Source organism: Cupriavidus sp. Agwp_2, assembly GCF_040784895.1.
Taxonomy (GTDB): Bacteria; Pseudomonadota; Gammaproteobacteria; order Burkholderiales; family Burkholderiaceae; genus Cupriavidus.
The window spans coordinates 1,051,580-1,066,379 of the sequence record NZ_CP088083.1; the positions used below are offsets into that span (position 1 = coordinate 1,051,580).

Genomic DNA, 14,800 nt, shown 5'->3' on the forward strand with positions numbered 1-14,800 from the left:
CAAGCTCCTATGCGCAATCCCTCATCCGTTCAAGTCGTGGCCTGGCTGCGCGCCCTGCTGGCAGCGCTGCTGCTGGCCGCGGCGCCGTGGGCCGTTGCGCTGACGCAGGCCGACCTGAAGCCGCTGGCCGAAGACGACTTCGACGCCAAGACTGCCGCGCTGTCCGCGTTGACCAGGGCATCGCCTGCCGAAGCCGGCCCGATCCTGAAGGCCCTGCAGGACGACACCCTGCAATATGCGCCTTCGGTCGGCATGGTGCGCCAGGACGGCGACAAGGTGGTCGATGCCATCACCGGCAAGGCGGTCACGGTGAAGCCCGACGAGCTCGAATCCCTGACCCTGAACAACAGCCTGCGCGCGCTGGTCGACAGCGCCGCCAGCAGCCTGCAGCTGCAATCGCCTGACATCGCGGTGCGAGCGCAAGCCATCAGCACGCTGCGCGACCAGCCGGAAAGCGCCTCGCTTGCCGCCGTCGAAGCCGCGCGCAAGACCGAGGCCGATGCCGGCCTGCGTGCCAGCCTCGACGTGATCTGGGCCAACCTCGTGCTGGCAGAAACCGCGCCGAACACGGATCCCGCCGCGCATGACGCGCGGCTCGAAGCGATCCGTATCCTCGGCAAGGACAGCAACCCGCAGAGCCGCCAGAAGCTGGCGCCGCTGGTCGAGCGCGACAGCGCCGGCAACTACCGCGAGCCCGATGCCGATGTGCGCCTGGCCGCGCAGCAGGCACTGGACCAGTTGCGCCGCGACCAGCGCCGCGCCGAGCTGATCGGCAATCTGTTCGCCGGCCTGAGCCTGGGCAGCGTGCTGCTGCTGGCCGCGTTGGGCCTGGCCATCACCTATGGCCTGATCGGCGTCATCAACATGGCGCACGGCGAGTTCCTGATGATCGGCGCTTATGCCACCTATGTGGTGCAGTCGCTGTTCCGCACCTATGCACCGGATGCGTTCGCGTGGTACCTGCCCGCCGCGCTGCCGGCGTCGTTCCTGGCGGCGGCCGTGGTGGGCTTCGTGCTGGAGCGGCTGGTGCTGCGCCACCTCTATGGCCGCCCGCTGGAAACGCTGCTGGCCACCTTCGGCATCAGCCTGCTGCTGATGCAGGCGGTGCGCACGCTGTTCGGCGCGCAGAACGTGGAAGTGGCCAATCCCGGATGGATGAGCGGCGGCCTTGAATGGATGCCGGGGCTGGTGATTCCGTACAACCGCGTGGTCATCATCCTGTTCGCGCTGGCGGTGGTGGCGGTGGCGTGGGCGGTGCTCAACCGCACGCGGCTGGGGCTGTTCGTGCGCGCCACGACGCAGAACCGCACCATGGCGGCCTGCGTCGGCGTGCGCACGTGGAAGGTCGACAGTTATGCCTTTGCCTTCGGTGCCGGCATCGCCGGGCTGGGCGGCTGTGCGCTGTCGCAGATCGGCAATGTCGGTCCCGACCTGGGCCAGGCCTACATCATCGATTCGTTCATGGTGGTGGTGCTGGGCGGCGTGGGGCAGCTGGCCGGCACCATCGTGGGCGCGTTCGGGCTGGGCATCATCAACAAGTTCATCGAGCCCTTCTATGGCGCGGTGCTGGCCAAGATCTTTGTCCTGGTGCTGATCGTGCTCTTCATCCAGAAGCGGCCGCAGGGACTTTTCGCGCTCAAGGGGCGCAGCGCGGAGGCATGATGCAGCGATTCCAATCGAGTTCTTCCGCGGCACCGTTCCGGCTTGCCGTACCCGAGCGCCAGTCGCTGTTCTCGCCGCGCGGCTGGATGGCGCTGGTGGCGCTGACCGTGATCGTCGGCATCGGCGTGCCGGTGTGCGCGCTGCTCGTGCCGGAGGGCCATGCGTTGCACCTGTCGGCCTATGCGCTGACGCTGGTCGGCAAGATCATGTGCTTTGCGCTGGCGGCGATCGCGCTCGACCTGGTGTGGGGCTACTGCGGCATCCTGAGCCTCGGCCATGGCCTGTTCTTCGCGCTGGGCGGCTATGCCATGGGCATGTACCTGATGCGCTCGATCGGGCGCGAAGGCGTGTACAAGAGCGACCTGCCTGACTTCATGGTGTTCCTCGACTGGAAGGAGCTGCCGTGGTTCTGGCATGGCACCGACCACCTTGGCTATGCGCTGTTGCTGGTGGTGCTGGTGCCTGGCGTGGTGGCGTGGCTGTTCGGCTTCTTTGCCTTCCGCTCGCGCATCAAGGGCGTGTACCTGTCCATCATCACGCAGGCGTTGACATATGCGGCAATGCTGCTGTTCTTCCGCAACGAGACCGGCTTCGGCGGCAACAATGGCTTTACCGATTTCAAGCGCATCGCCGGCTTTGCCATCGCCGCGCCGCAGACGCGCACGGCGCTGTTCGTGCTGACCTTCCTGGCGCTGCTGGGCGGCTTCGTTGCCTGCCGCTATATCGTCACGTCCAAGCTGGGCCGCGTGGTCACGGCGGTGCGCGATGCGGAGATGCGGGTGATGTTCTCCGGCTATAACCCGCTCGGCTACAAGCTGTTCGTGTGGACCTTCTCCGCCGTGCTGTGCGGCATCGCCGGCGCGCTGTACGTGCCGCAGGTCGGCATCATCAACCCGGGCGAGATGTCGCCCGGCAACTCGATCGAGATGGCGGTGTGGGTCGCCGTGGGCGGCCGCGGCACGCTGATCGGCCCGGTCATCGGCGCGTTCCTTGTCAATGGTGCCAAGACCGTCTTCACCGCCCACTTTGCCGAGTACTGGCTGTTCCTGCTCGGTGCGATGTTCGTGCTGGTGACGCTGTACCTGCCCGACGGCGTGACCGGCCTGTGGAAGCGCTTGCGCGAGCGCCGCGTGCAGGCCGCTGCACCGATCACGCCGGAACCTGTTTCCACGCCCGCGGTGGCTGGCCGCACCGGAGGTGAAGCATGAACGCCGCACTCGAACACGGCCAGGCCGAAAGCGGCGACGCCACCGGGCTGGGCCGGGTGCTGGAGCCGGGCACCATCGATGTTTCGCACGGCCCGATCCTCTACCTGGAAGACGTTACCGTGCAGTTCGACGGCTTCCGCGCGCTCAACAAGCTGAACCTGTCGATCGACCATGGCGAGCTGCGCTGCGTGATTGGCCCTAACGGCGCGGGCAAGACCACGATGATGGATGTCATCACCGGCAAGACCGGGCCGCGCAATGCCAATGTCAACGGGCGTGTATTCCTCGGCCAGACCATCGACCTGATGCGGATGACCGAGCCGCGCATCGCGCAGGTCGGCATCGGCCGCAAGTTCCAGAAGCCCACCGTGTTCGAGCAGCACGCGGTGTGGGAGAACCTGGAGCTGGCGATGAAGGCCGACAAGCGCTGGTGGTCGTCGCTGCGCGCGCGGCTGACCGGCGAGGGGCATCGCCGCATCGAGGAGACGCTGGCGCTTACCGGCCTGGAGGATGAAGCGTACCGGCCCGCCGGACTGCTTTCTCACGGGCAGAAGCAGCGGCTGGAGATCGGCATGCTGCTGATGCAGCAGCCGCAACTGCTGCTGCTCGACGAGCCGGTGGCCGGCATGACCGATGAGGAAACCATGCAGCTGGCCAGCCTGCTCAACGGCTTGCGCGGCAGCTGCTCGATGATGGTGGTGGAGCACGACATGGAGTTCGTGGCCGCGCTGGCCGGCGATGCCGGCAAGGTCACGGTGCTGGCCGAGGGCAGCGTGCTGGCCGAAGGCACGCTGGACAGCGTCAAGCGCGACGAACGCGTGATCGAATCCTACCTGGGAAGATAACCATGCTGCAGGTCAATGCACTGAACCAGTTCTACGGCGGCAGCCATATCCTGCGCAACGTCTCCTTCGACGTGCCCGCGGGCAGGCTGACCACGCTGCTCGGCCGCAACGGCGTAGGCAAGAGCACGCTGCTGAAATGCCTGATGGGCGTCGTGCCGACGCGCAGCGGCAGCATCCACTGGGACGGCAAGCCGCTGGAGAAGAAGGCGCCGTACGAGCGCGTCTCGGCCGGGCTGGCCTATGTGCCCCAGGGGCGCGAGATCTTTCCGCGGCTGACGGTCGAAGAGAACCTGCTGATCGGCGCGGCCAGCCGCGCGCGGCCATCGGGCGTGCCCGATCGCATTTACCAGCTGTTCCCGGTGTTGCGCACGATGCGCCAGCGCCGCGGCGGTGACCTGTCCGGCGGCCAGCAGCAGCAACTGGCGATCGGCCGGGCGCTGATGAGCGAGCCGCAACTGCTGATCCTCGACGAGCCGACCGAAGGCATCCAGCCGTCGATCATCCAGGACATCGGCCGCGCGCTGCGGCTGCTGGTGGATGAGTTCGGCATGACCGTGCTGCTGGTCGAGCAGTACTACGAGTTCGCGCGCCATATCGCCGACCACTATGTGGTGATGAGCCGCGGCGAAGTGGTTGCGCGCGGTGCCGGGCCCGGCATGGAGCAGGACGGCGTACGGGAGCTGATTGCCGTGTAAGGGCAGGGCGGGGGAATGCGCATCGCACGCCGCTTCCGCGCAGGCAGGCGGCGCGCTATGATTGCCTGCAACCCCCGCCATCGCGCGCCCGCCGCCGGCATTGCCACGCCATGCGTCATCCAGATTTTCCTTCGTCACTCGCCGTGCCTGCCGCATGGCAGGCCAGCCTGCGGCTGCGCTTTGCGCAACGCGGCGAACGCACCGCGCTGGTCGAGCGCCGCCACCAGGGGCCATTGCTGGTGCAGAAGCCGCTCTATCCCGAAGGCGGCATCTGCCATGCCGTCATCCTGCATCCGCCGGCTGGCGTGGCGGGCGGCGACAGCCTGGATATCGATGTGACGGTCGAAGCCGGTGCCCATGCGGTGCTGGCCACGCCGGGCGCCACCAAGTGGTACAAGTCGCTCGGCCGCGATGCGGCGCAGCAGGTGCGGCTGTCGGTTGGGGCGGGGGCGCGGCTGGACTGGCTGCCGCAGGAGAACATCGTGTTCGACGATGCACGCGCGCGCATTGCGACGGTGCTCGACGTGGCGCCGGGCGGCAGCGCCATTGGCTGGGATGCCGTGGTGCTGGGCCGGCAGGCATCGGGCGAGCAATGGGCGCGCGGCGCGCTGTGGCTCGATACCCGCGTTGGCGGGGGCGAGCGCGCGTTGTGGATCGAGCAGTCGCATCTCGATGCGGGGTCGCCGCTGCGCACGGCCGTGGCGGGACTCGATGGGCTCAATGTGCTGGGCACGCTGTGGGCGGTGGGCGAGGGCGCCACGCAGGAACTGGCGGAGGCGCTGGCCGGACGGTTGCCCTACGGCCCGGAACTGCGCGCGGGCGTGACCTGCCTGGCAGCCCATGGCCAGTCCATGCTGCTGGTGCGCGTACTCGGCCGTCAGATGGAAGCCGTGCGCCATGTGATGGTCGATTGCTGGAGCGCGCTGCGCGAGCCGATGCACGGTGTGGCGCCGCGACCGCTGCGGCTGTGGGCGACGTAGGGCCACAACGCCACGCAGGGCCACGTAGGGCCACGTAGGGCCACGTAGGGCCACGATCGGACAACAAGACAGACAAGGAACAAGAGATGGAACTGACGCCGAGAGAGAAGGACAAGCTGCTGATCTTTACCGCCGCGCTGCTGGCCGAACGGCGCAAGGCGCGCGGGCTCAAGCTCAACTATCCGGAAGCGGTGGCGCTGATCACCGCCGCCATCATGGAAGGCGCGCGCGACGGCCGCACCGTGGCCGAGCTGATGCACGAAGGCACCACCGTGCTGACGCGCGACGAGGTGATGGACGGCATCGCCGAGATGATCCCCGAGATCCAGGTCGAAGCGACGTTTCCCGACGGCACCAAGCTGGTGACCGTGCACCATCCCATCGTCTGAAGCTTCACTGCGACGACAGATTCGAAGAGCAAATCCAACCGAGAGCCGTTATGAACCGTTCCGCCTGCCTGCGCCTTGCCCTGGGCACCCTCCTGACCGTTGCCGCCACCGCCGCGCTGGCGCACCCCGGCCATGACGCCGCCACCGTAGGCGCCAGCCTGTGGGCCGGCCTGGAACACCCCTTCACCGGCGCCGACCACCTGCTGGCGATGGCGGCGGTGGGCGTATGGAGCGCACTGGTGGCGCGCTCGGCTGCCGATACGCTGCGCCTGCCGCTGGTCTTCGTCGCGCTGATGCTGGTCGGTGCCGCGCTCGGCCTGGCCGGCATGGCGCTGCCCGCGGTGGAACCGATGATCGCCGTGTCCTTGCTGGTAGTGGGCTTGATGCTGGCGCTGCGCGCCAGGCTGCCGGCATGGGCCGGCGCCTTGCTGGTTGGCGGCTTTGCGGTGTTCCACGGTTACGCGCATGGCGCGGAGCTGCCGGCCACCGCCGAGGCGCTGCCCGCCGTGCTGGCCTACGTTGGCGGCTTTGCCGTCGCGACCATGGCGCTGCACCTGCTCGGTATCGCGGCCGGCACGCTGCTGCGACGCCATGCCGGCTGGCTGGCCCGCCTGGCCGGTGCCGGCGTGGCACTGTACGGCGCCGGTCTGCTGGTGGCCTGAGGAGACGCGCCATGATCCCCGGTGAACTGATGCCTGCCGATGGCGAGATCGAACTCAACGTCGGCCGCGCCACGGTCAGCGTGACGGTGGCCAATACCGGCGACCGGCCGATCCAGGTCGGCTCGCACTTCCACTTCTACGAGACCAACACCGCGCTGTCGTTCGATCGCGAGGCCACGCGCGGCTTCCGGCTGAATATCGCGGCGGGCACGGCGGTGCGTTTCGAGCCGGGCCAGACCCGCACTGTCGAGCTGGTGGCGCTGGACGGTGACCGCATCGTCTACGGCTTCAACGGCAAGATCATGGGAGCACTGTGATGGCAAAGATCTCCAGGCAGGCCTATGCCGAGATGTTCGGCCCGACCACAGGCGACCGCGTGCGGCTGGCGGACACCGGGCTCATCATCGAAGTCGAGAAGGACTTCACCATCTACGGCGAGGAAGTGAAGTTCGGCGGCGGCAAGGTGATCCGCGACGGCATGGGCCAGAGCCAGCGCATGGCAAAGGACTGTGTCGATACGGTCATCACCAATGCGCTGATCGTCGACCACTGGGGCATCGTCAAGGCGGACATCGGGCTGAAGGACGGGCGCATCGCGTCGATCGGCAAGGCCGGCAATCCGGATATCCAGCCGGGCGTGACCATCGTGGTCGGGCCCGGCACCGAGGTGATTGCGGGCGAGGGCATGATCGTCACCGCGGGCGGCATCGACAGCCATATCCACTTCATCTGCCCGCAGCAGATCGAAGAGGCGCTGATGAGCGGCGTCACCACCATGATCGGCGGCGGCACCGGGCCGGCGACGGGCACCTTCGCCACCACCGTGACGCCGGGGCCGTGGTTCATGGAGCGGATGCTGCAGGCGGCCGACGCCTACCCGATGAATATCGGCCTGCTCGGCAAGGGCAACGCCAGCCAGCAGGCGCCGATCCTGGAGCAGGTGGAGGCTGGCGCGATCGGGCTGAAGCTGCATGAGGACTGGGGCACCACGCCGGCGGCGATCGACACCTGCCTGTCGGTGGCTGACGCGACCGATACGCAGGTGGCGATCCATACCGATACGCTGAACGAAGCGGGCTTTGTCGAGGCCACGATTGCGGCGTTCAAGGGCCGCACCATCCATACGTACCACACCGAAGGCGCAGGCGGCGGCCATGCGCCGGACATCATCAAGGTGTGCGGCGAGGCCAACGTGCTGCCGTCGTCGACCAACCCGACGCGGCCATACACCGTGAACACGCTGGACGAGCACCTCGACATGCTGATGGTGTGCCACCACCTCGATCCCTCGATCGCCGAGGATATCGCCTTCGCCGAAAGCCGCATCCGCCGCGAGACCATCGCCGCGGAGGATATCCTGCACGACCTCGGCGCGTTCTCGATGATCTCCAGCGATTCGCAGGCCATGGGCCGCGTCGGCGAGGTCATCATCCGCACCTGGCAGACCGCGCACAAGATGGCGCTGCAGCGCGGCAAGCTGCCGGGCGATCCGCACGATGCGCGTGGCGGGCACGACAACTTCCGCGTCAAGCGCTATGTCGCCAAGTACACGATCAACCCGGCACTGACGCACGGCATCGCGCATGAGGTGGGCTCGATCGAGGTCGGCAAATGGGCCGACCTGGTGTTGTGGCGTCCGGCGTTCTTTGGCGTCAAGCCGAGCCTGATCCTGAAGGGCGGCATGATCGCGGCGGCGGCGATGGGCGATCCCAATGCATCGATCCCGACGCCGCAGCCGGTGCATTACCGGCCGATGTTCGCAGCGGCCGGCGGGGCGTTGCACCGGTCTTCGCTGACCTTTGTCTCGCAGGCGGCGCTTTCGGCCAATATCGGCGAACGCTATGGCCTGGCCAAGACGCTGTCGGCGGTGCGCGGCACGCGTACGGTCTGCAAACGCGACATGGTGCACAATGACTGGCAGCCGCACGTCACGGTCGACCCCGAGACCTATCAGGTCGTCGCCGACGGCCAACTGCTGACCTGCGAGCCGGCCACCGAGCTGCCCATGGCGCAGCGCTATTTCCTGTTCTGAACCGCCGGGGCACGCGCCCCGCATCGCGCATGCTGAAGATCGACAAATTCCTGAGCGCCCCGCACGGCATCGCGCCGGTGCTGGTGCGCCGTGCTCCCAAGCTGGTCCTGCCTTTCAACGAACGCAGCAAGAGCCGCCTGCGCGCGGTGCTCGACGACGGCACCGAGGCCGCGCTGTTCCTGCCGCGGGGTACGGTGCTGCGGGGTGGGGATTTGCTGGTGGCCGAGGATGGCAGTTTTGTCGAGGTGCAGGCTGCGGCGGAGGCCGTGCTGGATGTGCGTTCGGAGGACCCGCATGCGCTGATGCGCGCGGCTTACCACCTGGGCAACCGGCACACGCCGGTGGAGATCGGGCGCGACTACCTGCGGCTCGAGTATGACCCGGTGCTGGCCGACATGCTGCAGCGCCTGGGCTTGCGCGCCGAGCGCGCGGAACTGCCGTTCGAACCGGAGGCCGGGGCGTATGGCGGCGGGCACAGGCATGGGCACGATGCCACGTTCGCGGAGGATTATGCGGCGGCGCAGGCGGTGTTCCATGAGCATCACGGGCACTCGCACTCGCACTCGCACGGGCATAGTCATGATCACGAACATGGCGACGCCGAACATGTTCATGATGCGAATTGTGGGCATAAGCACTGATCAGCACCAGAGGCTGAGAGCAACGACGGGCGCTGTGAATCAACCTGAGAACCTGACCGATACCGACACCGTGCTCCCCTCTCCCGCTTGCGGGAGAGGGGCAGGGGGAGAGGGCCAGCGCTTGCCGGCACCGTCATTTGTCCGCATGCTCCGCGCCAACCAGGCCGAAGCGGAGCAACGTCAATGGTACCACTTCCGCGCCCACCGATTTCTGAGGCTGAAATTCAAGCGCCAACACCAGTGTGGACCTTATATTGCAGATTTCATCTGCATGGCGTTCAAACTAGTCATCGAAGTGGATGGTGGCCAGCATGGCGCCGAGGTTGACGCGAAGCGCGATGCCTGGTTTCAGCGTGAGGGATATCGTGTGTTGCGGTTCTGGAATCATGACGTAATGGGTAATACGGAGGCAGTACTGGAGAAAGTACGCGAGGTTTTGTTGGAGCTGGGGTTCGTGGATACGCCGGCCCTCTCCCCCGACGCCTCTCCCGCAAGCGGGCGAGGGGAGCAAACCGTCGCAAAGCGAGGGCCGTCCTCATGACCAACCTCCACCAACTCATCTCGCTGCTGCACCTTGCGTCCCCCGCCTTGCCCATCGGTGGCTTCAGCTATTCGCAAGGGCTTGAAGCCGCGATTGAAGCCGGCATCATCCATGACGCCCAGACGGCTGAGCGCTGGATCCGCGACAACCTGCTCCATGTCCAGGCGCAATGTGAAGCGCCGCTGTGGCTGCTGTTGCATCGCTGCTGGCGTGCCGGTGACACGGCGGCATTGCAGGCGTGGAACGACTGGTTCCATGCCACCCGCGAGACCTCGGAGCTGCGCCTCGAGACTGAGCAGATGGGCTGGTCGCTGTCGAAGCTGATCGCCCAGATGGCATGGGGCACGCCTGCATTGCGCGAAGCGCTGGCAACGCTGTCACCGGTTTGCCTGCCAACCGCCTTCACGGCAGCCTGCGTTGCGCTGGAGGTCGACGCCCACGACGGCCTGGCCGCCTATTGCTTCAACTGGGCCGAGAACCAGGTTGCCGCCGCGATCAAGGCGGTGCCGCTTGGCCAGGTTGCCGGGCAGCACATGCTGCGCCGCCTGCACGGGGCGGTACTGGAAACCGTGGACGAAGCCACGCGCCGTGCCGATGCCACGCCGCCGCAACTATCAACCTTTTCCCCCATGCTGGGCCTGCTTTCCGCACGCCACGAAACGCAGTACTCCCGGCTGTTCCGTTCCTGAATCCACATCGCACCATGACCCAGGCCCGTACCAAGAAGAACCCTCCGCTGCGCGTTGGCGTCGGCGGCCCGGTAGGCTCCGGCAAGACCACGCTGCTCGAGATGCTGTGCAAGGCCATGCGCGACCGCTATGACCTGGTCGCGATCACCAATGACATCTACACCAAGGAAGACCAGCGCCTGCTGACGATCTCCGGCGCGCTGCCCGCAGAACGCATCATGGGCGTGGAAACCGGCGGCTGCCCGCACACCGCGATCCGCGAGGATGCGTCGATCAACCTGGAAGCGGTGGACCGCATGCTGGCGAAGTTCCCGGATGCCGACGTGGTGTTCATCGAGTCCGGCGGCGACAACCTCGCGGCAACGTTCAGCCCAGAACTTTCTGATCTGACGATCTACGTGATCGACGTAGCCGGCGGTGAGAAAATTCCGAGAAAAGGCGGCCCCGGGATTACCAAGTCGGACTTGCTGGTGATCAACAAGACGGACCTCGCGCCGTACGTCGGCGCGTCGCTGGAAGTGATGGAAAGCGATGCCCGCAAGATGCGCGGTGCCCGGCCGTTCGTGATGGGCAGCGTGAAGTCCGGGCAGGGCCTGGACGAAGTGATCCGCTTCATCGAACGGCAGGGCATGCTTGGCGTCTAGGACTCGATGTCGCCCGCGGCGGCCTTGGCGCCGGGTTTGACATAGCTCACCGGCGGGCGGAAGCTGCCCTTGCCCGCCAGCGCCCGCGCTACCGCCGCCACCAGGTTCAGCTCGGGCTCGTTGAGCTCGGCCATATGGCGCATGGTGGCTTCGATGGCCGCCTGCTGCCGGTTGCCGTAGGGCATCGGCGGTTGTTCCACCTGCAAGTCGCTGGCGTCGTGGCGCGCGAAGTCCAGCATTTGAGATGGCGGGACCGCAAGGGTCTCGGCCAGCGTGCAGATATTGATCAGCGCCAGGTTGCGCTTGCCCCCTTCGATGCCGCTCAGGTATGAACGCGCCAGACCGCTTTCCAGCGACAACGTTTCCTGGGACCAGCCGCGCTGCTTGCGCAGCCAGGCGAGATGCAATCCGAAAAGTCTGAGATTTCGAGAAGTCATTGGGGTCGTAAGAAGTTCGGAGTGGTCTGAGGCTAAGGGTTTGACCTTGAGGCCACGACAACTTATTCTCCCCCTCACTATCGATGCCCGATCCGCGGATTAAGGGATGCGCCAGTGCATATGGCGCGGCACGATGGCATGACACCGGACGGCTTGCATGGCCGTGCCAGACGGGACGACTGCGCAATGCCTGGCGCGACGCTTTCGCGCGTGCGCCGTGTTGCGCGGACAGGATGCCCGCATCCTGTCGCCCTGCTCAGGGAATTCCCATGCAGATCTTCACGCTGTTCGAAGCGCAGATGCGCGCCTTCCACTCCGGCCACGCTACCGTGGCGGATCTGACCATCGGTTTCCAGTCGCGCCTGCTGCCCGCTACGGCCGGCATTGGCGAAACCTGCGACTACGTATTTCTACGCGCGGGAGAAGCGCAGCCCCAATTCGTGGCAGAGCGGCCCGAGTGGTGGGCCTGCCTGCGCGGTGGGCTGCGCCTGTCGGCGCCCGGCCGCGGGAGCCTGCTGGCGGGAGGCGGCGAGCTGTTCGCGCCTGCCACCGGCATGCCGATGCAGGTCCGCGCGATGGTCGATACGATCCTGGTGCGCGCCGTGGCGCAGGGTGCGGAAGCGGCGCCGGTGTCGCTGCCCGCTGGCGCGCGTCGCTGCGCGCTGGGCAGGATGGGGGCGGACGAACCTGAAGGCATGGCAGCCGTCGCGGCGGTGGGCGGTGCCGCGCTGCTGCAAGACTGCTCAGGCATGCGGCCCGAATTCATCCAGCTCGATGCGTCCGGCGGCGACTGGGCGCAGCGGCTGCGCGCGCGCGGCTTGCGCTGGGCGCTGTGCTATCGAGGTGCTGCAGGGTTGTACTGGCACGGGCCTGAGGCGCCAGCGGCGGACGACGAGGCGTTCCTGCAGCCCGGCGCGCTTTACGCGCCGGATGCGAACGAAACCTGTCGCCTCGACGTGCTCATGCCCGGCACGGGCCTGCTTTGCTGCTTCGGGCCGCCGGGAGAGCTCGGCGATCGCGGGGAGGAGGACGAAGGCGGGACCGGCCAGGCCTTCCGTTGCGCCGGACGCCTGGCCGGGGAGCGTGCCGCCACGCCGGCGCTGGTGGCGGCGTGAGCGGAGTGAGGGAGCGGCGCTGCGGCCCGGGGCCATGCCCGGGCCGGCCTTCAGTGGCGCTTGTACTGCGTGGCGCCGAACAGCACTTCGCGCGCCGCCTTGTCGTCCTGCAGCGCCTTGCGCGCGCTGGCCAGCACCTCTACGCCGCGCTTGACCGCGGGGCGCTCGGCGATCTCGTTGAACCACCGCTTCAGGTGCGGGTATTGGTCCAGCTCGACGCCCTGGTTCTGCCAGCTGCGCAGCCACGGGAAGGTGGCGATATCGGCGATGGTGTACTGGTCGCCGGCCAGCCATTCGTGCTTTGACAACTGCGTGTCGATCACGCCGTACAGGCGCCTCGCTTCGTTGGTGTAGCGATTCACCGCGTATTCGATCGTCTCGGGCGCGTAGATGCGGAAGTGGTGCGCCTGGCCCAGCATCGGGCCGACGCCGCCCATCTGGAACATCAGCCACTGCAGCGCGTCGTACTTGCCGCGCACGTCCCCGGGCAGGAACTTGCCGGTCTTGCCGGCCAGGTACAGCAGGATGGCGCCCGATTCGAACAGCGAGATCGGCTTGCCGTCCGGGCCGTCGGGATCGACGATGGCGGGAATCTTGTTATTGGGGCTGATCTTGAGGAAGTGCTCGCCGAACTGGTCGCCGGCGCCGATGTTGATCGGATGGACCTTGTACTCCAGGCCGCATTCTTCCAGCATGATGTGGACTTTGTGGCCGTTGGGCGTTGCCCAGGTATAGACGTCGATCATCGCAAAAGCTCCCCTGGCTGCGATCATGTTGACTGCCACGCCAACCACTGACGTGGCGAACCGGGCGATTTAAGCACAGAAGAAAAAAACGCGCAGGCAGGCTGCGCGTTTCCATGCTGGCATCAGGGGCGAGCGCGCCCCCAGCGGCGGGCGCTCAGAAGCCGCGCGCCACCGGCATCTTGATGCTGTCCGGGTTCACGTTCATGTGCTTGGCCAGCTCCAGCTTGGCGATGGCGTTGCGGTGCACCTCGTCCGGACCGTCGGCCAGGCGCAGCGTGCGCTGGTGCGCCCACCAGTTGGCCAGCGGGAAGTCGCTGGAAACACCCGCGGCGCCGTGCACCTGGATGGCCCAGTCGATCACCTTCAGCGCCACGTTCGGTGCGATGACCTTGATCATGGCGATCTCGGCCTTGGCCACCTTGTTGCCGACGGTGTCCATCATGTACGCGGCCTTGAGCGTCAGCAGGCGCGCCATCTCGATCTCGCAGCGCGCTTCGGCGATGCGTTCCTGGGTCACGCCCTGGCTGGACACCGGCTTGCCGAAGGCCACGCGCGACAGCGCGCGCTTGCACAGCAGTTCCAGCGCGCGCTCGGCCACGCCGATGCTGCGCATGCAGTGGTGGATACGGCCCGGGCCGAGGCGGCCCTGCGCGATCTCGAAGCCGCGGCCTTCGCCCAGCAGGATGTTCGAGGCCGGCACGCGCACGTTCTTCAGCTCGATCTCCATGTGGCCGTGCGGCGCGTCGTCGTAGCCGAACACCGGCAGGAAGCGCTTGATGGTGATCCCCGGGGTGTCGGCCGGCACCACGACCATCGACTGCTGCTCATGGCGGCCGGCGTCGGGGTTGGTCTTGCCCATCACGATATAGACCTGGCAGCGCGGATCGCCGGCGCCCGACGACCACCATTTGGTGCCATTGATGACGTAGTGGTCGCCATCGCGCTCGATGCGGCATTCGATGTTGGTGGCGTCCGACGAGGCCACCGCGGGCTCGGTCATCAGGAAGGCAGAGCGGATCTCGCCGGCCAGCAGCGGCTCCAGCCATTTGTCCTTCAGTTCCTCGGAGGCATAGCGCTCCAGCGTCTCCATGTTGCCGGTGTCGGGCGCGGCGCAGTTGAAGACCTCGGCCGACCAGGGCACCCGGCCCATGATCTCGCACAGCGTGGCGTATTCCAGGTTGGACAGGCCCTGCGGCGCGCGCGGCGAGCGCGGCAGGAACAGGTTCCACAGGCCAGCTTCGCGCGCCAGCGGCTTCAGTTCCTCGATCACCTTGGTCGGGACCCAGGCGTTGCCGGCGCGGCGGTTGGCGTCGATCTCTTCGGCGAAGCGCTTCTCGTTCGGATAGATGTGCTTGTCGAAGAAGGCCAGCAGCTTGGCCTGCATTTCCTTGACCTTCGGGCTGTACTCGAAATCCATGTGGTCTCCTCGCTACGGGATCAATGGGCGCCGGCATGGCAGCGGCGCCGGTTGGCTACGTCATTCAGGTGGAATGGGCCGATGCAATGCACTCTAT

General features: G+C 67.0%; 17 protein-coding genes. 14 read left to right on the forward strand and 3 right to left on the reverse strand.

Going from position 1 to position 14,800, the window contains the following annotated elements; translation table 11 throughout:
• Positions 1 to 9 precede the first annotated feature (9 nt).
• The 13 genes from urtB (at position 10) to ureG (ending at position 10,988) form a co-directional block, all read left to right on the forward strand.
• Positions 10 to 1,662, forward strand: coding sequence for an urea ABC transporter permease subunit UrtB (urtB, locus tag LPA45_RS04900; RefSeq protein ID WP_116317547.1), 1,653 nt, complete (start codon positions 10 to 12; stop codon positions 1,660 to 1,662).
• Entirely contained in the window at positions 1,662 to 2,870 is a 1,209-nt protein-coding gene (gene urtC / locus LPA45_RS04905) for an urea ABC transporter permease subunit UrtC (RefSeq protein ID WP_116317548.1), read from the forward strand. The genes urtB and urtC overlap by 1 nt, the downstream gene beginning before the upstream one ends.
• Entirely contained in the window at positions 2,867 to 3,715 is an 849-nt protein-coding gene (gene urtD / locus LPA45_RS04910; RefSeq protein ID WP_116317549.1) for an urea ABC transporter ATP-binding protein UrtD, read from the forward strand. Before urtC ends, urtD begins: the two co-directional genes overlap by 4 nt.
• Positions 3,716 to 3,717: 2 nt before the next feature.
• Positions 3,718 to 4,410: an urea ABC transporter ATP-binding subunit UrtE gene (gene urtE / locus LPA45_RS04915; RefSeq protein ID WP_116317550.1), complete on the forward strand. Its 693-nt coding sequence runs from the start codon at positions 3,718 to 3,720 to the stop codon at positions 4,408 to 4,410.
• A gap of 110 nt (positions 4,411 to 4,520) precedes the next feature.
• A complete protein-coding gene (locus LPA45_RS04920) occupies positions 4,521 to 5,390 on the forward strand; it encodes an urease accessory protein UreD (protein WP_116317551.1) in 870 nt (289 codons plus the stop codon).
• 86 nt (positions 5,391 to 5,476) lie between these two features.
• Positions 5,477 to 5,779, forward strand: a complete 303-nt coding sequence (locus tag LPA45_RS04925) for an urease subunit gamma (protein WP_116317552.1) — start codon at positions 5,477 to 5,479, stop codon at positions 5,777 to 5,779.
• 50 nt (positions 5,780 to 5,829) lie between these two features.
• Positions 5,830 to 6,441: a HupE/UreJ family protein gene (locus LPA45_RS04930; RefSeq protein ID WP_116317553.1), complete on the forward strand. Its 612-nt coding sequence runs from the start codon at positions 5,830 to 5,832 to the stop codon at positions 6,439 to 6,441.
• A gap of 11 nt (positions 6,442 to 6,452) precedes the next feature.
• On the forward strand, positions 6,453 to 6,758 hold the full coding sequence (locus LPA45_RS04935; RefSeq protein ID WP_116317554.1) for an urease subunit beta: 306 nt from the start codon (positions 6,453 to 6,455) through the stop codon (positions 6,756 to 6,758).
• Positions 6,755 to 8,473 carry an urease subunit alpha gene (gene ureC / locus LPA45_RS04940; protein ID WP_271815524.1) on the forward strand — a complete coding sequence of 573 codons (1,719 nt, stop codon included), beginning with the start codon at positions 6,755 to 6,757 and terminating at the stop codon, positions 8,471 to 8,473. Before LPA45_RS04935 ends, ureC begins: the two co-directional genes overlap by 4 nt.
• 29 nt (positions 8,474 to 8,502) lie before the next feature.
• A complete protein-coding gene (gene ureE, locus LPA45_RS04945; RefSeq protein ID WP_116317556.1) occupies positions 8,503 to 9,114 on the forward strand; it encodes an urease accessory protein UreE in 612 nt (203 codons plus the stop codon).
• Between the two features lie 145 nt (positions 9,115 to 9,259).
• Positions 9,260 to 9,655, forward strand: coding sequence for an endonuclease domain-containing protein (locus LPA45_RS04950; RefSeq protein ID WP_199414501.1), 396 nt, complete (start codon positions 9,260 to 9,262; stop codon positions 9,653 to 9,655).
• Complete coding sequence (locus tag LPA45_RS04955; protein ID WP_116317557.1) at positions 9,652 to 10,344, forward strand: urease accessory protein UreF; 693 nt, start codon at positions 9,652 to 9,654, stop codon at positions 10,342 to 10,344. The genes LPA45_RS04950 and LPA45_RS04955 overlap by 4 nt, the downstream gene beginning before the upstream one ends.
• Positions 10,345 to 10,358: 14 nt before the next feature.
• Positions 10,359 to 10,988, forward strand: coding sequence for an urease accessory protein UreG (gene ureG, locus LPA45_RS04960; protein WP_063241503.1), 630 nt, complete (start codon positions 10,359 to 10,361; stop codon positions 10,986 to 10,988).
• On the opposite strand, the gene LPA45_RS04965 is transcribed toward ureG, so the two are convergent.
• Positions 10,985 to 11,425: a helix-turn-helix domain-containing protein gene (locus LPA45_RS04965; RefSeq protein ID WP_116317558.1), complete on the reverse strand. Its 441-nt coding sequence runs from the start codon at positions 11,423 to 11,425 to the stop codon at positions 10,985 to 10,987. The two genes, ureG and LPA45_RS04965, sit on opposite strands and share 4 nt — an antisense overlap.
• Positions 11,426 to 11,694: 269 nt before the next feature.
• Here LPA45_RS04965 and LPA45_RS04970 point away from each other — a divergent pair, with 269 nt between their 5' ends.
• Entirely contained in the window at positions 11,695 to 12,540 is an 846-nt protein-coding gene (locus LPA45_RS04970) for a hypothetical protein (RefSeq protein ID WP_116317559.1), read from the forward strand.
• 50 nt (positions 12,541 to 12,590) lie between these two features.
• Here the strand turns inward: LPA45_RS04970 and LPA45_RS04975 are convergent, their stop codons facing one another.
• Positions 12,591 to 13,286, reverse strand: a complete 696-nt coding sequence (locus tag LPA45_RS04975; protein WP_116317560.1) for a glutathione binding-like protein — start codon at positions 13,284 to 13,286, stop codon at positions 12,591 to 12,593.
• Between the two features lie 154 nt (positions 13,287 to 13,440).
• Positions 13,441 to 14,703 carry an acyl-CoA dehydrogenase family protein gene (locus LPA45_RS04980; RefSeq protein ID WP_317921927.1) on the reverse strand — a complete coding sequence of 421 codons (1,263 nt, stop codon included), beginning with the start codon at positions 14,701 to 14,703 and terminating at the stop codon, positions 13,441 to 13,443.
• Positions 14,704 to 14,800 lie beyond the last annotated feature (97 nt).